At 39.2% G+C, this 17,788-nt stretch carries 14 protein-coding genes; 6 read left to right on the top strand and 8 right to left on the bottom strand.

Annotated elements, in window-relative coordinates; all coding sequences use genetic code 11:
• On the top strand, positions 1–882 hold the full coding sequence (gene atpG / locus ACUXV0_RS13605; protein WP_446190112.1) for an ATP synthase F1 subunit gamma: 882 nt from the start codon (positions 1–3) through the stop codon (positions 880–882).
• A gap of 96 nt (positions 883–978) precedes the next feature.
• Positions 979–2,056 (top strand): peptide chain release factor 2 gene (gene prfB / locus ACUXV0_RS13600; protein WP_446190111.1). Its coding sequence is split into 2 segments (ribosomal slippage): positions 979–1,029 and positions 1,031–2,056, totalling 1,077 coding nucleotides; the frame shifts between segments, so codons are not numbered across the junction.
• Positions 2,057–2,086: 30 nt separating this feature from the next.
• Here the strand turns inward: prfB and ACUXV0_RS13595 are convergent.
• The 4 genes from ACUXV0_RS13595 to ACUXV0_RS13580 all read right to left on the bottom strand — a co-directional run bounded on the left by ACUXV0_RS13595 (position 2,087) and on the right by ACUXV0_RS13580 (position 6,103).
• Entirely contained in the window at positions 2,087–2,587 is a 501-nt protein-coding gene (locus ACUXV0_RS13595; RefSeq protein ID WP_446190110.1) for a hypothetical protein, read from the bottom strand.
• 171 nt (positions 2,588–2,758) lie between these two features.
• On the bottom strand, positions 2,759–3,550 hold the full coding sequence (locus tag ACUXV0_RS13590) for a (Fe-S)-binding protein (RefSeq protein WP_446190109.1): 792 nt from the start codon (positions 3,548–3,550) through the stop codon (positions 2,759–2,761).
• An 83-nt stretch (positions 3,551–3,633) separates the two neighbouring features.
• Entirely contained in the window at positions 3,634–4,284 is a 651-nt protein-coding gene (gene mnmD / locus ACUXV0_RS13585; protein WP_446190108.1) for a tRNA (5-methylaminomethyl-2-thiouridine)(34)-methyltransferase MnmD, read from the bottom strand.
• Entirely contained in the window at positions 4,274–6,103 is a 1,830-nt protein-coding gene (locus ACUXV0_RS13580) for a M61 family metallopeptidase (RefSeq protein ID WP_446190107.1), read from the bottom strand. Before ACUXV0_RS13580 ends, mnmD begins: the two co-directional genes overlap by 11 nt.
• Positions 6,104–6,396: 293 nt before the next feature.
• Here ACUXV0_RS13580 and bshC point away from each other — a divergent pair, with 293 nt between their 5' ends.
• Entirely contained in the window at positions 6,397–7,947 is a 1,551-nt protein-coding gene (gene bshC, locus ACUXV0_RS13575) for a bacillithiol biosynthesis cysteine-adding enzyme BshC (protein WP_446190106.1), read from the top strand.
• Here bshC and ACUXV0_RS13570 read toward each other — a convergent pair.
• The 3 genes from ACUXV0_RS13570 to ACUXV0_RS13560 all read right to left on the bottom strand — a co-directional run bounded on the left by ACUXV0_RS13570 (position 7,944) and on the right by ACUXV0_RS13560 (position 11,406).
• Entirely contained in the window at positions 7,944–8,510 is a 567-nt protein-coding gene (locus tag ACUXV0_RS13570; protein ID WP_446190105.1) for an N-acetyltransferase family protein, read from the bottom strand. The genes bshC and ACUXV0_RS13570 overlap by 4 nt on opposite strands.
• A gap of 125 nt (positions 8,511–8,635) precedes the next feature.
• On the bottom strand, positions 8,636–9,952 hold the full coding sequence (gene ahcY / locus ACUXV0_RS13565) for an adenosylhomocysteinase (RefSeq protein ID WP_446190104.1): 1,317 nt from the start codon (positions 9,950–9,952) through the stop codon (positions 8,636–8,638).
• Between the two features lie 143 nt (positions 9,953–10,095).
• Positions 10,096–11,406, bottom strand: coding sequence for a UDP-N-acetylmuramoyl-tripeptide--D-alanyl-D-alanine ligase (locus tag ACUXV0_RS13560; protein WP_446190103.1), 1,311 nt, complete (start codon positions 11,404–11,406; stop codon positions 10,096–10,098).
• A gap of 60 nt (positions 11,407–11,466) precedes the next feature.
• Here ACUXV0_RS13560 and ACUXV0_RS13555 point away from each other — a divergent pair, with 60 nt between their 5' ends.
• Entirely contained in the window at positions 11,467–11,952 is a 486-nt protein-coding gene (locus ACUXV0_RS13555) for a methylated-DNA--[protein]-cysteine S-methyltransferase (RefSeq protein ID WP_446190102.1), read from the top strand.
• Here the strand turns inward: ACUXV0_RS13555 and ACUXV0_RS13550 are convergent.
• Positions 11,938–13,392, bottom strand: a complete 1,455-nt coding sequence (locus ACUXV0_RS13550) for a leucyl aminopeptidase family protein (RefSeq protein ID WP_446190101.1) — start codon at positions 13,390–13,392, stop codon at positions 11,938–11,940. The two genes, ACUXV0_RS13555 and ACUXV0_RS13550, sit on opposite strands and share 15 nt — an antisense overlap.
• A gap of 360 nt (positions 13,393–13,752) precedes the next feature.
• Between ACUXV0_RS13550 and ACUXV0_RS13545 the strand changes: the two genes are divergently transcribed.
• Together ACUXV0_RS13545 and ACUXV0_RS13540 are read left to right on the top strand one after the other, a co-directional pair.
• The gene (locus ACUXV0_RS13545) at positions 13,753–17,250 is read left to right on the top strand and encodes a PAS domain S-box protein (RefSeq protein WP_446190100.1); all 3,498 of its coding nucleotides are present in this window, start codon (positions 13,753–13,755) and stop codon (positions 17,248–17,250) included.
• A 14-nt stretch (positions 17,251–17,264) separates the two neighbouring features.
• Complete coding sequence (locus ACUXV0_RS13540; protein WP_446190098.1) at positions 17,265–17,660, top strand: response regulator transcription factor; 396 nt, start codon at positions 17,265–17,267, stop codon at positions 17,658–17,660.
• The last annotated feature ends 128 nt before the right edge of the window (positions 17,661–17,788 follow it).

Here is a 17,788-nt window from a genome sequence, read left to right as displayed (position 1 = left end):
ATGGCTTCATTAAAAGAAGTAAGAAATAGAATTAACTCTGTAAACTCAACAATGCAGATCACCAAAGCCATGAAAATGGTGGCAGCTGCAAAATTGAGAAGAGCTCAGGATGCTATCATTCAGATGAGACCTTACGCCAATAAGTTGAATGAACTTATTGCTACGGTTTCTGCTAATACTGAAGTAGGTGCACAAAGCCCTTACACAACTGTTAGATCAGTTGAAAAGGTATTATTAATTGTAGTTACCTCTGATCGTGGTCTTTGCGGAGCTTTTAATTCAAATATTATCAAAGCCACTCAAGCTTTGATCAATGATAAATATGCATCTCAAGCTAAAGCAGGTAATGTAAGCATCAAAGCTCTTGGTAAAAAGGGTCTGGAGGCTTTCAATAAAAGAGGCTTTGATGTCAATGGCAATCATTCAGAAATTTTCTTAAACCTTAGTTTCTCAGCAGCTCGTGATGCTGCCGAAGAAGCCATGGAAGATTTTGCTAATGGTCAATATGATGAAGTAGTTCTTGTTTTTAACGAGTTTAAGAACGTAGCTACGCAAATTATAAGAACAGAAACTATGCTTCCGCTTTCTGCTGAAGTAGAAGAAGAATCTGCCAATAATACTGATTACATCTTTGAGCCTTCTGAAGAAGAAATCATTCTTGACTTGATGCCAAAGGCTATCAAAATGCATTTATACAAAGCCGTGTTAGAATCAAATGCTTCTGAGCACGGTGCACGTATGACGGCAATGGATAAAGCAACAGATAACGGTGGAGAGCTTCTTAAAGATCTGAAAATTCAATATAACAGATCAAGACAAGCAGCAATTACGACTGAGATTCTTGAGATTGTTGGTGGTGCAGAAGCATTGAAAGACAGTTAACAAAACACATACCTCCAGTTAGGGGGACCTTGAAGCCCTTCTTAATGTATTTTAGGAAGGGCTTTTATTTAATCGATTATTAACCAAAAGGAAATCATGACAACAGAAGCGTTGAAAGATTTGAGAGCCAGAGTGACGGCCCTGAGGAGGTATCTTTGACTACGATAGTAGAAAAGAAAAACTCGGCGATTTAGAAAACCAACAAGCACAACCAGAATTCTGGAATGACTCTGAGCATGCTCAGAAAGTCATGAAAGAAATACAAGGTCTTAAAAACTGGACTGAGTCTTATGAAAAGATGGAAACCAGTATGAGTGACCTGGAAACCCTCTATGAATTCCATGAAATGGGTGAGGTATCTGAAGAAGAAATAGATTCTGAAGGCACCAAAACCGAAGCAATCATAGAAGAACTAGAGCTCAAGAAGATGCTTTCCGGCGAAGAAGATCAGTTCTCTGCAATTGTAGAAATCAATTCAGGAGCAGGAGGTACAGAAAGCCAGGACTGGGCCAGTATGCTTTACCGCATGTATCTAATGTGGGCTCAAAAAAATGGTTATAAAGTAACTCAAATAGACTGGACAGACGGAGACGGAGCCGGTATTAAATCGGCGTCCATGCAGATTGATGGGCCCCTGGCCTACGGCTATCTCAAATCAGAAAATGGTGTTCACCGATTAGTGAGAATATCACCTTTTGATAGCAATGCTCGGAGACATACGTCATTTGCCTCAGTTTATGCTTACCCCGTTATAGATGACACCATAGAAGTGGAAGTGAAAGATGCCGACATAGAATGGCAAACTTCACGCTCCGGAGGTGCAGGTGGTCAGAATGTAAACAAGGTAGAAACCAAGGTACAGCTAACGCATAAACCTTCAGGTATCGTTATCGTGTGTCAAATGGAGAGAAGCCAGCTGGCCAATAAGGAGCATGCGATGAACATGCTAAAATCCAGACTATATCAGATAGAGCTGGAGAAAAGGAACGAAGCACGTGCCGATATAGAAGCTTCAAAGAAGAAAATAGAATGGGGTTCACAGATCAGAAACTACGTTTTCCATCCTTACAAGCTGGTTAAAGATGCCCGGTCTGGACATGAAACTTCAGATATACAAGGAGTAATGGACGGCAACCTCGATGAATTTATCAAAGCATATCTAATGCTTGATTAATGAAAAGGGCTTCCGATTGGAAGCCCTTTTTTATGCAACTAGTTTTTCAAAATATCGTTTGAAGAATATACTCTTGTCTGCCCTTATTCGCCATTTGCTATGCAACTCTGCAATCGTCTGTATGGCATTATTATTATAAATAACTGTTTCTGGTTTTATCTGGCCTTTTTCAACAGCTGACTTAATACCGAAAGGGGCAATAGAGGAAAGTCCTGTATCACCTTGATAAACAATAGACCTATCAAAGAAATCCAGGTTTAACTGAGAACCAAGTTCTGTAAGCCATTTCGTGGACGCGTCTATACTACAACCACTCGCCATTTGATGACCTTCATCTACAGTTACTATCACAAATCGGGAGTCTATCACATTGACCGATCCTAATAAGGGTGTACTGTGAGCATTCCAGTTTTCTATAGCTGTCTTTAATGAATATTGAACAACATTTTCTTCTTTAGCACTCAAAGTTCTATTGGCCTGATAGATCCAAACTCTGGAGTTTAATGACATCTTTTCAAAATCCTGAAACATAATCGTGGTTTTAATTGAAAGCCAAAATACCAACGCAAAACTAGAGCGTTTTCATTCCTTATAGAGGCTAAAAAAATTAGAATAGTTGGTTTATGTGGAAAACTTGCGTTTACCCAAAAAAGAAAAGGCCGTCTGAAACAGACGACCCTTCTGCGTTTTAAACCTTTAAAATCAGTCGATATTATTTATAAGAAGCTCCGCCAAATCATAAACCTTAACTTCGCTTTCCTTCTCTTTATTCTTTACTCCATCTGCCATCATGGTCATACAAAACGGGCAGCCTACAGCCACTGTTTTGGCTCCTGTTTCAAGAGCCTCCTCAATTCTCTCAATGTTTACGTCTTTTTTACCAGCCTCCGGCTCTTTAAACATCTGACCTCCACCTGCACCACAACACAGCCCTTTGGTTCTGCATCTTTTCATCTCTACCAAGTCTGCATCTAAAGCCTTGATTACATCTCTGGGAGCCTCATAAACATCATTGGCACGACCTAGATAACATGAATCATGGAAAGTGATCTTTTGACCTTTAAAATCCCCACCAGAGACTTTTAACTTACCTTCTTTGATCAGTTGACTAAGATACTCTGAATGATGAATTACTTCATACTCGCCTCCAAGCTCAGGATACTCATTTTTCAAGGTATTAAAACAGTGAGGACAGGCCGTAACAATCTTCTTTACACCATAACCATTCAGTACTTCAATGTTCTGCATGGCCATCATCTGGAAAGTAAACTCGTTCCCAGCTCTTCTTGCCGGGTCGCCGGTACAACTCTCCTCGGTTCCTAAAACGGCATAGTTCACACCTACTTTATTCAGGATTTTGGCAAAAGCCACAGTCACTCTTTTATAGCGATCATCAAAACTTCCTGCACAACCGACCCAAAAAAGAATTTCTGGCTCTTTATTCTGAGCCATTAAACCGGCCATAGTAGGCACTGTAAAACCGACGTTCTCCATAGATGTTATGCTTTTGAATTGAATTAATCAAAAATAGTATGCTTGCATAACATTTGCAAGAAGAAATATAAATTCGGCTGGAATTAGCCCTGATAGATGGCTCTTAAGATCTCCCTTTTTCTTGGAGGCCCTGGATGTTTTTCAACCTTAAAACCTGCAGCCTTTAAGTTTCTTTGTACATAACCCTTGGAGCAATAGGTAGTCAACACTGCTCCTGTCTCCAACAATGAACCTAACTTTTCAAAGATCTCCTGTGTCCATAATTCTGGCTGAGACTCCGGGGCAAAAGCGTCATAATAGACCAAATTGAATTTTTGATCTGTAATAAAGTCCTGAAGTTTGGACTCAACTTTCTGAAATACAAAATTGGAGCTTAGAGCCGTCTTTTCTGACCACGGTAAGTCATGTAATTGCGAAGCATCAAAATTTAATTCCTCTACCATTTCAGACGATAAAGGAAAGGCCTCTAAACCTGTGTAACTAATTATCTTTGACGTATTCTTACTTTCTTGAAATGTAAGAAGAGCATTTAAGCCTGTTCCAAAACCCATTTCAAGTATATTCAACTCCTCAAATATGGAAAGAGCGTAACTTAGGCCCAAGTCCAAAAAAACGACTTCAGACTCTTTTTCAGCCCCGAAAATGGAATGATAATGCTGATCGAAGCACTGACTATAAACAGTAGTGCTCCCATCAGCTGTCAATTTTATATTTTGAATATCCTTATTTTGCACTCAACCAAGCCTCTCTTAGTTCTATTTGCTCTTCGCTGGCATTTTCATCAAACTCCAGAACGTTATAATTCACTACTGGTAATCTGGTCAAAGGAGCCGTAAGCATCATTTCCTCACCATCTCGCAGGATTTTAATAGTAAGAGGCGTGCCTGTAACACCATTCTGGTTTAGATCAGCAATTAAAGTTCTAAATGTGGTAATAGATATTTCCTGATCATTCAAAGCCAAAAGAACGTCACCATCCTGATAACCCATTTCTTTACCAAATTCATTGACACCTGAGGCGTCATCTACCTTTAGCTGTCTGTTTTCATTTAAACCCAAACGAATAGAGCCTAGCGTTACTGTACTATCCCCTGATTGCATCTCAGGAATATAATTCACCCCTACCCAAGAAAGTACTTCCTCCAAGGGAAGTGGCTCAGAGCCTGCCACATATGTTTCTAAAAATTGACGTACTTCACTTCCGTTTAATTTCTCTATTTGATCAAAAAGCTCGTCATCTTTAAATGGTTTCTCAGGGCCGTACACATCTGATAAGTCATTGACCATATCAATTATGCCGTAAACACCATTAGAGTTTTTGCGTAGTATAAGATCTATGCAAAGTGAAATAAGAGCTCCTTTTTGATAAACATTGCCGTATTGTGGCTCAAAATCCTCTTCCAAAATTCTCTTACTCATTTCTGTAAAAGAAAGAGCATCGTTATATCTGGTTCTAGAAGCGGTTATCTTGTTTGAGATTTCATTCAAAAAATCCTCACGCGTTTTCAGGTCATATCTGGTCTGGGCCAGGTGAGCATGATATTCTGTAGAACCTTCATATAGCCAAAGGTGCTCACTCATTTCAGGATCATTAAAATCAAAATAGTGAATCTCCTCAGAGTGTGTATTCAGAGGCGTAAGAATATGGAAAAACTCATGTGCAGAAACATCCATGATAAATGGAAGAGCTCTATCACCAGCTATCTCCGGCAAGAAATAAAATGAAGAATAGCTATGCTCCAATGCACCTTGGGCACCGGAAAGACTTTGTCCATCTGTCAGATAAATGATAAATGCATATTTCTTAACCGGCATATCACCGATGTAAGCCACTTGTGCATCTAATAATTTCTTGAGGTTTTCTGCAAGATAATCTGCAGAAACAACATCATTTGGAGAATATACGCCTATCTCAACAATGCTCTCACCAATATTTATTGTAGCATTATTAGGCTTAGCATACATGATTGGGCTATCCACCAAACGATTATAAGAAGGCATTTTAAAAAGGTCTGCTTCGTTTGAAGCATCCTCATCAATCATTGAGGTAGTGGCTATCAGGTTATCCTGATATTTTACACGCAATTCAAAAGGTAGCTGCTTTCTATTCTGAAAATAGCCAAAGAATGAATGGGTGTTGATCACATAGTTTTCGTCTTTGATAATATTACTACCTGCTGGTTCAAAGATAGCTCCACCGTCTTTTACTTCGTCAAAAGAGTCATTGACCCAATAGGTCAACTTAGCCACCCTTTTCGCTTTAAAGATTCTCCAGGTATTATCATCAAGTCTCTTTACACTTAGTTCTTTCCCTCTTTTATCAAATGCTTTTAGGTTTTCAATATATCTACCATAGTTATCTGTAGAGTAGGTACCTGGTACTGTCTTAGGCATATAAAACAATACACTCTTGCCTGTTAACTTGGGTGCTTCTAATTCAACCATCAACTTATCGTCAATGGTATTTGTGAGGTCCAGGCTGTATTTATACTCTTGAGCAGTAGCCAATGAAGCAGCAGCCAAAAGGACCACTAGCATTTTCAATAATTTCATGTGTTTTTAAATTTTAAATTGACAAACCTTAAAATTTAGCTCACTGTCAAATTGCTCAGTAGTAGGCTCTTTTTAAGATATTTTATAATGTTAATGAAGTAACTGCAAAGTTGGCGTTTTCAGTCGATTTACTGGTATCTAGCAAAGATTTTTAGGTCAAAATTGGACTAAAAGATGTTAAATTCAACTTCCTCTGACGGGCACTCAAATTCTTAATCCTGCTAAAAGCAACGATTATTTCGAACGCTTGTCTAATTTCGTACGTTTAAAAATCATCTCAGAAAAAAACTTTTGTGGAATATCACTGTCAACGATTACCCCTTACTCAAACCGGAGCATTTTCAGATTTATTTCTGGATTACATGAGCGAAAAGCCAGAGTTACAAAACTTCTACAGTGAATTTCCCAAAATTGAAAACTTCAAAAAGCTGATTGACGCCAAGTCATTCTCGAAAAACAAACGAGAAGTGCTGGTCTCAAGTTTAAAAAAGCAATACGAAGGAATAAACAAGCTCCCCAACATTGATCTCCTTAACGAAGAAAATACGTTTACGGTAACTACAGGTCATCAGCTCAATATCTTTAGTGGGCCGTTGTACATTCCTTTTAAGATTATCACAATTATCAATCTGACTCAAGAGCTGAAAAAGGCCAATCCGGATTATAATTTTGTCCCTATCTATTGGATGGCGACTGAAGATCATGACCTAGAGGAAATACAGTTCACAAGGGCTTTTAGTAATAAGGTTTTCTGGGATACTCCTCAGACAGGTGCGGTAGGTAGAATGAATACTAATGGTCTACCCGAACTGGCAAATACATTAGGCAAGTCTGCCGATATCTTTAGAAAAGCGTATCAGGAAAACGACACTTTAGCAGGGGCGGTAAGAGCCTACATGCATGAGCTATTTGGTGAGTATGGTCTAATCACTTTAGACGCAGACGATAGAGATTTGAAAGCTGTATTTTCTGAAGTCATCAAATCAGATATTTTGGAAAACAAGGCTTATGACTTGGTCAATGGTCAAACAGAAAGTCTTGAAAAGCTAGGCTATAAAACACAAATTTCAGCTCGTGAGATCAACTTCTTTTATCTGGAAGAAGGTCTCAGGGAACGCATAGTCAAAGAGGACGAGCGATACAAAGTACTGAATACCGAAATAGAATTTTCTAAAGATGAAATTCTAAAGCTAATAGATACAGAGCCGGAGCGATTTAGCCCAAATGTGGTGCTGAGACCGCTGTATGAAGAGGTTATACTTCCTAACCTGGCCTACATCGGTGGACCTTCAGAGGTGCCTTATTGGCTACAGTTAAAACCCGTTTTTGACTTTTATAAGGAGTCTTTCCCGGCTTTGATTCCTCGAAACTTTGGTTTGTTAATGGATGACAAGCTCAAAGGCATTTGTCAAAAGCTCACCATAGATTCAGAGGAGATTTTCAAACCCCTTCATGTATTAGAGAAAGAGTGGATTGAGAAAAACTCCCAAAATGAAGTTGGCTTGAGTGTTGAGCTGAAACAGCTTGAAGCACTTTATGACTCTTTGCTACAAAAAGCAGGCACCATAGATCCAACTCTTCAAAGAACCACCGAAGCATTTCAAACCAAATCTGTTAACCTTCTGGAACGACTGGAAAAGAAGCTGAGAAGAGCAGAGAAAAGGCAGCATACTGATTCCATGAATCAACTGGCCAAAGCCAAGGAGCTAGCTTTCCCGGGAGGTGGTCTTCAGGAAAGAAAAGAGAATATCATACCTTTCTTAGAAAAGAGGTCTGACCTCATTTCGGTTTTAATTGAGGCTTTTGACCCACTTGATTTCAGGTTTAACCTGATCAATATCTAGTTCACCCAATCCCAGATGACAATATCCCAAGGTTCTCCTGCATCAGGTTCATCAAAACGAGTGATAACCTGAAAACCGGCTTTTTTATGGGCTTTTAAAGATCTTTCATTTCTGTAAGATATATCCGTCATGGCCAGATCATAATGCTCAGCATATAGTGCCTTGTAATGAGCATACATTCGACCTAAAAGACCTTTGCCGGCATAATCTTTATCTACACAAACCTGACCAACAGAACAATAATGATAGGTTTTAAACTTCTTGCCTAAGTATTCCATTTCATCGAAAATAGGAAAGATGCCTGCTCCTACTTTCATCAAATGATTTTTTGAGGGATCCATAAGCAATACATAACCTACCACCCTATCACCATCTTTAGCAATCACATGATGATGCTCCGCCGGCATTTCCTTCAGGAAATCGAAATCATACTCCAGGGTTACAAAACCCTGATTTTCTCTTTCTTCAGGACTAAGGTTATTTCGAAGGTTCGCATTTTGAAGATCCAGAATTCCTTGAAGTTCCTGATCTGTTTTGGCAATGGTGATTTGAAGTTTGTTCATAAGTAATATCTGAATTCAAAAGTACTTTGGATTCAACTTCTACTCAACAAAAAATCTCATAATAAATAACTAAAAAAGCCCCAGCTCAACTGAGCCGGGGCTATGGTTTAAACGATTAGTCGTTCTTAATATCTGTACATTTCAGACTTGTATGGTCCGTCAACAGTTACGCCAATATATTCAGCCTGCTCAGGAGTCATTTTTTCTAAGGTAGCACCCACATGCTTCAGGTGAAGAGCAGCTACTTTCTCATCTAGATGCTTAGGTAATACATATACTTTGTTCTCGTAAGCGTCCGTATTGTTCCAAAGCTCAAGTTGAGCAAGTGTTTGGTTTGAGAATGAACATGACATAACAAAAGACGGGTGACCCATGGCACAGCCTAGGTTTACCAAACGACCTTCTGCCAATACAATGATGTCATTACCATTCACATTATAAAGATCTACCTGAGGTTTGATAGTAGATTTGGTATCACCAAAGTTCTTATTTAACCAAGCCATATCGATTTCATTATCGAAGTGACCAATATTACAAACAATGGCTTTATCTCTCATCTTCAAGAAATGCTTCTCCTGAATGATATTATAGTTACCTGTAGCAGTTACAAAAATCTGGGCTCTGGTAACAGCTTCGTCCATCGTCACTACCTCGTAGCCATCCATGGCAGCCTGAAGTGCACAAATAGGATCAACCTCTGTCACTAAGACTCTACATCCTGCACCTCTTAAAGACTCCGCAGAACCTTTACCTACATCACCATAACCAGCCACTACAGCTACTTTACCAGCAAGCATTAAGTCGGTAGCTCTTCGAATAGCATCTACCAATGACTCACGACAACCATACTTATTATCAAACTTCGATTTTGTAACTGAATCGTTAACGTTGATTGCAGGCATTGTTAGAGTACCTTTCTTCATTCTTTCATACAGACGATGAACACCTGTAGTGGTTTCTTCTGAAAGCCCTTTGATATCAGCAACCAACTCAGGGTATTGATCTAATACCATATTTGTCAAGTCACCGCCATCATCTAAGATTAGGTTTAACGGTTGTTTCTCTTCACCGAAGAAAAGTGTTTGCTCTATACACCAGTCAAACTCCTCTTCTGTCATTCCTTTCCATGCATACACCTGAATACCCGCATCTGCAATGGCAGCAGCAGCGTGATCTTGTGTAGAGAAAATATTACAAGAAGACCAGGTTACTTCAGCACCTAGCTCTACTAATGTTTCAATTAAAACTGCCGTCTGGATAGTCATGTGTAAACATCCGGCTATACGAGCACCCTTCAATGGTTTTGAAGGTCCGTACTCTTTTCTGATTTCCATCAGACCTGGCATTTCGGCTTCAGCAAGAGTAATTTCTTTGCGGCCCCAGTCTGCCAATGAAATGTCTTTTACTTTGTAAGGAAGATACGTATTCGTTTCTGTTGACATTGGAAAAGTTATTTTATCTACAATTTTTTGAATTCGATATAGAATTTATCTAAAACGATGCCAAAATTAACGAATATTATCTACACAATAAACCAATCACTATGTAAATTCTCTATTAACAAAAGAAATGGCAGATCATTTATCTATTTGGCAGTATGGCCATCACCAATAAACTTCAAGGTAGTTTCAAGGCCCACCCCTCTACTTCCTTTAATCAGAAAAGCCGTATTTGAGAAAGCTTTATCCCACAGCCAGTTATGAAGAGAAAACTTATCTGTGAAGTAAAATGCCAAAGGCAAATGCTGTAAAGCAGATTTCATATGCTCTCCAAATAACACCACCGTAGAAAACCTACCCGTGGCTAAGAGTGCACCTAGCTTTTCGTGTTCTTCCTCTGTAGCCTCACCAAGCTCAAACATGTCTCCGAGAATCACCACTTTAGATTTCTCCGTTTCCAAAGCCATAAAGTTTTTGACCGATGCTTCCATAGAAGAAGGGTTGGCATTATAAGCATCAAGAAAAATGGTGTTTGAACCCTGTTCTATCTTTTGTGATCGATTATTTTGAGGACTATATGCGGCTATGGCCTCGGCTGCATCCTGTACCGGCACATTGAAAAATCGGCCAATACTAAATGCCGTTTGCATGTTCTCAAAATTATATGCACCCGAGATATGGCAGGTATATTCTATACCGTTTTCGGGTTCAATAAACTTGACTTCCGGAGACTCCGCAGACATTCTCAAAGCAAACTCATCTTTGCCATAATAAATGGTCAACATCATCTGCTTCTCTTTGACCATCTCCAGCAATGTCTCGTTGGTTTCATTCACGAAAGCATAGGCTTCATTAGCTTTGAGATAGTCATATAATTCACCTTTCCCTTTTCGAATACCTTCCACTCCACCAAAACCTTCCAAATGAGATTTGCCAATATTGGTAATAAAACCGTGAGTTGGCTCAGCGATACTACTGAGCAATTCTATTTCTTTTTGATGATTTGCTCCCATTTCAATAACGGCCATTTCGGTATCCTCAGGCATAGAAAGCAAAGTTAAAGGCACACCAATATGATTATTGAGATTGCCGGCTGTGGCATGTACTTTATATTTTTTGGCCAATACAGCCTTTAGCAATTCTTTGTTGGTGGTTTTTCCGTTTGAACCAGTCAAACCAATAACAGGGATATCAAACTGACGTCTGTGGTGAGTTGCCAGCTTTTGAAGAGTTTCTAATACATTCTCCACTAAAATACACTGTGGTCCGAAATCAAATTCAGCCTCATCAATAATGGCATAATTTGCTCCTGCTTCTACTGCTTGCTTTGCAAATTTATTCCCATTGAAATTGTCTCCTTTGAGAGCAAAAAAGAGGTCATATTTCTCAATTTTTCTTGTATCAGTACAGACTTTATTGGAGTTTTTGAAGCGTTGGTATATTTCTTCAATGGTCATTTTTAATTGCTAAGATTATTGCCTTCAAAGTTCGTCTTAATTTTCTAAATTCAAGATCATATGGAAATCTTTACCTCCTATTATATCTCTCCCAGAGGCCCGATAGAGCTTGTTTGCTCAAAAAACGGTGTCAAAGAAGTCACATTTGTAAAAGAAGCTGGTGAAGAAAGTCCCGAACCTCCTCAATGCCTGCAAGATTTAAAGTCTCAACTTCAGGAGTATTTTAATGAGAAAAGAACAGCATTTGACCTCCCTTTAGACCTTGACGGAACAGATTTTCAGAAGCGAGTTTGGGCCGAGCTCGTTAAAATACCCTTTGGCAAAACCATCTCCTATGATGAGATGGCCAAAAGACTTGGAGACCCTAAAGTGATCAGAGCCGCAGCCTCTGCCAATGGCAAGAATCCAATCGGTATAATTATCCCCTGTCATCGGGTTATCGGAAAAAACGGAAGCCTGGTTGGTTATGCCGGTGGGCTACCAAACAAACGCTATTTACTCGATCTTGAAAATCGGGTAGCAAATGGTGTACTAGAATTGTTTTAACACTTCTGATAATAATCTGACTCCATATGCCGTAGCCGAACCTCCTTTTGAGAACTCTGACTTTTTAAAAGCTGTGCCTGCAATATCAAGATGAGCCCAGTTTTTATGCTCTTCTGTAAAAAACTCTAAGAACTTACCGGCAGTAGTAGCTCCCGCGTATGGTCCTCCAAGGTTTTTGATATCTGCCACATCTGAGTTCAGTTCATCACGGTAGTCATCTGTCAAAGGCAAACGCCACACCTTTTCCCCTGTTTTTAATCCTGCGGTATTAAGTAAATCTGCCAAATCTTCATTATTGGTCATCATGCCTGCAGAAACATGACCCAGCGTTCTGATACAGCTACCGGTTAGCGTAGCTAAATCTATCATGAGCTCAGGGTCATAGGTTTTCACCATATAATTGATGGCATCGGCCAAAATTAGTCTACCTTCAGCATCGGTATTGATCACCTCTATGGTTTTACCAGAATAAGAATTGATGACATCACCAGGTTTTATTGCCAGAGCATCGATACAGTTTTCTGTTAGGGCCACAATCCCGATTAAATGGACATCAAGCTTTAATTTAGCAGTCAGCTCCACAGCACCGATTACAGCGGCCGAACCTCCCATATCCATTTTCATGTCTTCCATACCGCTTCCAGGCTTCAGCGAAACACCCCCTGTATCAAAAGTGACGCCCTTCCCTACAAATCCTACTTTCCTGTTTCCGCCTTTATACTCCATCACCACCATTTTGGCGGGTCTATCCACACTACCTCTTCCAACAGAAAGTAAGGCAAGAAAACCTAATTCCTCACATTGCTTTTCATCATAGACGGTCACCTCAAAGCCATTTGCGGCTCCTGACTTCTGGATATACTCCGCCATTATCTCAGGCGTTTTATAATTCGATGGTGAATCTACCAATGCCATGATGTTCTTTTGAGTCTCTCCCGTTTTCAGTCCGACTTCAAGAGCATTTTGAAGTTGATCATTCACCGCCTCTACCCAAAAAGTAATAGAGCTACTCTCATCTGAAAATAAATCAGGCTTCTCAGCTTTTTTAGTTTTTAGCATTCCTAACTCATAAGAGGCCAGTTCTATTCCATTTACGGCATGAGCCAATTGCTCACTCGAACCCCGAAGGTCTATAATAATTTCTCCTCTCCAGTCAGACTTGTTTTTTGAGAAAACTGACCTGAAAAGATTTATCATCTGAGTCTCATCCGCTGTTACTTTCCCTAAGCCCAGTAGGGTCACTTGAGGATAACCCAAATTCTGAGTTAAAAAGGTAAACTGCTCACCCTTTTTAGCACTAAAACTTATTGCCTTCAAAGTTTCTCTTTGGTCATGGAGAAGAGAATTCTCACATATCTTATCTATTAAGTCTTCAGACTGAAAATAAGGTAATATGATGTGACCCGATTGTGGCTTTTGTGAGGTTAATTGAAAGAGCATGAAATACTATTTTTATTATTGAGATGGCTCAAAAGTAGGGCTTTTAAAGCAATCTTTCTCTTTGCCAGTTTTCAATAAATCTCAAAACGTATCCGCTTGCTAACTTTTTAGAAATTCTTTTACGACCTAGAGCCCTTGCATTCTAGACACCAAATGGGCTTTTGTAAGTATAAACAAGGCCATAACATGCATAAAAGGCATTTTATTGGCTATCAATTCACTATTTAGAGGTAGGAAATGGCACTTGGCATGGCATGAAACTTGGGAATTTTCTGAGCAAAAACTACTAGTAATTTTCATTTAAAAGTCAGGAAAATTATGCCGCTTACACTACAAAAAAAGACATCAGAATCAGAGACTTTGGAACAATACTGTACCAAAGAAGAAATGATGGCTTGCCTTACCGAACTGAAAAAAATTACTGAAGCCGAAGTTGCCATTTTTATACCCGAGCATCAAGCAGATCCAGTCATCATTTGTGAGAAGAAATATGACCATCAATTACTCACAGAGAAAGAATTCATTGAAAGCTTTAAGGCAAAAGACAGTAAACTTTTTGAGCCCTTAACAAGTAGAAGTATTTCACCCGAAAAATATAGTTGGTGTCCTACTTATCCTGACCTGAAATATATGTTTAAAACGGCTCTGGCAAGACCGAGATTTTCAGCAGACGGGCAGCTTATTCTGATTTCCTCAAAAAGGTTATATAATGTGAAAGGTTTATTGATTCAGCAATTCACCAATGAGAAACAATGCCTACAACCTGAAATTGAAGAAAGTAATCTGAAATACTATCAGGATATTGTCAATAATTCTTCTGACCTAATTGTAGTCACTGATTTTGATGGCATTTTAAAGTCAGTAAACCCGGCATTTAGAAGAACACTCTTATGGGGAGAGAAGGAGCTTCTTTCAAAGATCATTTGGGATTTGGTTCACCCAAACGACCTCAAACTATTATCTGAGGCATCTAAAAAGTTAAACTCAAGAAATACTTCCCATACGCTTAAGGCCAGATTCAAAACGAAAAAGAACGATTATGTCTTGCTGGAGTGGCATATGAAACTAGATATAGCCAACAGACTCATTTACGGTACTGGTACAAATCTTACACAAATCGAAAAGGCGGATTCAGACTTAAAGCTAGCAAAGTCTATGCTGGAGGAAACCAACCGAATTGCTTTAATAGGCGGCTGGGAGTTTAATGCCATAACCAATGAGTTAACCTGGACCTCAGTTACTAAAGAAATCCATGAAGTACCTGAGGATTTTGAACCTCAGTTAGATGGAGCCATCAATTTCTACCCTGAAGGTAAGAACAGACAGGAAATAGAAAGGCTGATGACACGGGCCACCAGATTTAACAAACCATATGACGTAGAGCTGGAGATAATTTCTGCCAAGGGCAATAGAAAATGGGTACGTGCCAAAGGACAACCCGTTTTTGAGAATAAAAAATGTGTTCGTGTAATAGGTACCATTCAGGATATCAACAAAGAGAAGAAGAGTCAAATAGAACTTGAAAGTCTCAATACCAATATACGAGGTATTATGGAGGCGGGAACCGAGGTCGCCATTATAGCGATGGACATACACGGTACTATCACTTATTTTAACTCAGGAGCCGAAATTATGCTCGGTTATTCGGCAGCCGAGGTAGTAGGAAAGCACACTCCGGTGATTTTCCATAACCCAATGGACCTGATTAAAAAGTCACATGAACTTGAATCAGAGTTTGACGCCGAAATAAAACCAGGTGTGGACTGCCTTACTTACAGAGCCAAACAAAACGTATCTGATACTCAGGAATACACCTATATCTGTCGAGATAATTCAGAAATCAGTGTAGAGGCGTCTATTACTCCCGTCAAAAACGACTTTGAAATTCTTACCGGCTATGTTCTCATTGGTCTGGATGTAACTGAGAAAAAAGAAAGAGAGAGTAAATTACAAGACAGTGAAAATAGATTCAGATTATTCTTTGACACCTCTCAGGTGATCTTATACACACATGATCTGGATGGAAATTTTCTAAGTATGAACCCAAAAGGCTGCTACCTATTGGGTTATAATGAAGACGAACTTTTGGGTAGAAACCTGTTGGATATTTTGCCAATGGAAACCAAAAAGAGCCTGAATAATTACCTGAAAGAATTAAAATCTAAAGGAAAGTCTAAGGGCCTAATGCAGATCATGAATCGTGATCAGAAAAAGGTAACTTGGATGTACCATAATGTGGTGGCTGAAGATACCGATGGCACCAAGTATGTCATAGGAAACGTCACTGATATTACGGATAGAATAAATCTGGAAGATAATCTCAAATCTGCTAAAAGAGATGCTGAGCAGAATGCCAGAATGAAGGAGATGTTCCTGGCCAATATGAGCCATGAAATACGTACTCCAATGAACGCCATTACAGGTTTCGGAAGGCTACTGAGTGAAACTAAAAACCTTGACAGCGAACAAAGAGAATATGTGAGCTCTATTAACATGGCCTCTTCTATTCTTTTGGATCTCATCAACGATATCCTTGATTTCTCCAAAATTCATTCTGGTCAAATTAAGATTGAGAAGATTCCTTTCAGTCTGGAAAAACAGATAGATCACGTTTGGAAAATTCTACAGCCAAGTGCTGAAAGAAAAGGCCTTCAGTTTAAATTCCTGATAGAGCCAGATATTCCGGACCGCCTTATGGGTGACCCCACTCGAATCAGTCAGGTTTTAGTAAACCTTCTGAATAATGCCATAAAGTTCACTGAGCAAGGGCATATTAGGCTTTATGTAGAAAAAGACGAACGCCAAAAAGACAAGGTCACAGTCAATTTTGAAATACAAGACACCGGTATTGGTATTCCAGAGGACAAGCTTGAAAATATTTTCGACAGGTTCATTCAGGCCAACTCCAGTACCACCAGGAAGTATGGCGGAACGGGCCTTGGCTTAAGTATCACAAAATCTTTAGTAGAACTTCAAGGTGGCGAGATAACAGTAAACAGTACTGAAAACAAAGGCTCTACGTTCAAATTCTCTCTTCCTTTTGACCTAGCGGAAGAATCAGATTCTAATTCAAACAGTGTCGAAACAGAAGATATCGTTTTTGAAAGACAGCTAAAAGTTCTTCTGGTGGAGGATAATATTTTCAATCAGAAATTGGCCGAAAAGGTTTTAGAATCAAAGGGCATAAACGTAGACATAGCCGAAAACGGACTTCTGGCAATAGAACGTGTAGGCATGACCCAATATGACCTGGTACTTATGGATCTTCAAATGCCAGAAATGGATGGCTATGAAACCACGATGTACATTAGAAATGAGATGCGTTCTACCATCCCAATTATGGCCATGACTGCTCACTCACTGGTTGGTGAAAAAGAGAAGTGCATCAACATAGGAATGGATGATTACATCACAAAGCCATTTGAACAAGAAGAGCTATTCAGAAAAATCAAAAACCTAACGGTTGAAGTGCCTGATGAGCCTCTATTGAGACAACAGGACGAACCTGAAATAGAACTTGATTTAAGTTATCTGAAATCACTCAGTGATGAGGATAAGAGTTTTGAAAAAGAAATACTCGAAACCTCATTAGTGGCCATACCAGAAGAACTGGAAAAGCTTAACGACGCCGTAGTGAAAATGAATGCAAAGAAGGTCTCTGAAATAGCTCATAAGCTTAAATCAACTTTTATGACAGTAGGTATTGATGCCAAAGCTGAGTTAGACCGATTAGAGTATGACAATATTGAAGTTTATCAGGATCTGGAGAACCTCTATTATTCTGTCAAACACAAATACGCCACATACAGAAAGGCTATAAAGAAAGAACTCGACACAAATTATAATCAAGTAGACTAAGAAATTAAACCATTATGAAGATTTACATTTTTGAAGACGAACTATTACTACTTAAGTCTCTTGAATTCAGATTTAAGAAAGAGGGCTATGAGGTGGTTACCTGCTCAGACGGACATCAAGCTAAATTAAAACTACAGGAGGAGCTGCCAGATATTATTATCACCGATATCATGATGCCATTTCTAAATGGTTTAGAACTCGTGAGTATAGTAAGAAACGAACTGGAATCTGAGACGCCGATTATTGTCCTAAGCTCTGCAGGTTTAGAGAAAACCGTCCTTGAGGCTTTTGAACTAGGTGCCGATGACTTCCTGGCTAAACCTTTTAGTCCCAATGAATTATTAATCAGAGTTAAAAAAATTGGTTTAAGACTAAACCGTCAATCCAGAAAAATATCACTTGCCAAATAATACCATAGTGTTTCAATTGAACATTGACCAAAATATCATCCCCATTTTCTGGCTTAGTTCGCTGATCTTATTGGTGTCTGGTATATGCTTTTTGTCTATAGTTTTCTACAGCAGAAAGAAAAAAACGG

The sequence above is a fragment of the Jiulongibacter sp. NS-SX5 genome, from assembly GCF_052828545.1.
This window is presented reverse-complemented; position numbering and strand designations above follow the sequence as displayed.

Excerpts from the sequence above, each read along its gene's own strand:
- atpG (WP_446190112.1), top strand. The coding sequence starts at position 1 with ATGGCTTCATTAAAAGAAGTAAGAAATAGAATTAACTCTGTAAACTCA.
- ACUXV0_RS13595 (WP_446190110.1), bottom strand. The coding sequence starts at position 2,587 with ATGTTTCAGGATTTTGAAAAGATGTCATTAAACTCCAGAGTTTGGATC.
- ACUXV0_RS13590 (WP_446190109.1), bottom strand. The coding sequence starts at position 3,550 with ATGGAGAACGTCGGTTTTACAGTGCCTACTATGGCCGGTTTAATGGCT.
- ACUXV0_RS13580 (WP_446190107.1), bottom strand. The coding sequence starts at position 6,103 with ATGAAATTATTGAAAATGCTAGTGGTCCTTTTGGCTGCTGCTTCATTG.
- ACUXV0_RS13570 (WP_446190105.1), bottom strand. The coding sequence starts at position 8,510 with ATGAACAAACTTCAAATCACCATTGCCAAAACAGATCAGGAACTTCAA.
- ahcY (WP_446190104.1), bottom strand. The coding sequence starts at position 9,952 with ATGTCAACAGAAACGAATACGTATCTTCCTTACAAAGTAAAAGACATT.
- ACUXV0_RS13560 (WP_446190103.1), bottom strand. The coding sequence starts at position 11,406 with ATGACCATTGAAGAAATATACCAACGCTTCAAAAACTCCAATAAAGTC.
- ACUXV0_RS13555 (WP_446190102.1), top strand. The coding sequence starts at position 11,467 with ATGGAAATCTTTACCTCCTATTATATCTCTCCCAGAGGCCCGATAGAG.
- ACUXV0_RS13550 (WP_446190101.1), bottom strand. The coding sequence starts at position 13,392 with ATGCTCTTTCAATTAACCTCACAAAAGCCACAATCGGGTCACATCATA.
- ACUXV0_RS13540 (WP_446190098.1), top strand. The coding sequence starts at position 17,265 with ATGAAGATTTACATTTTTGAAGACGAACTATTACTACTTAAGTCTCTT.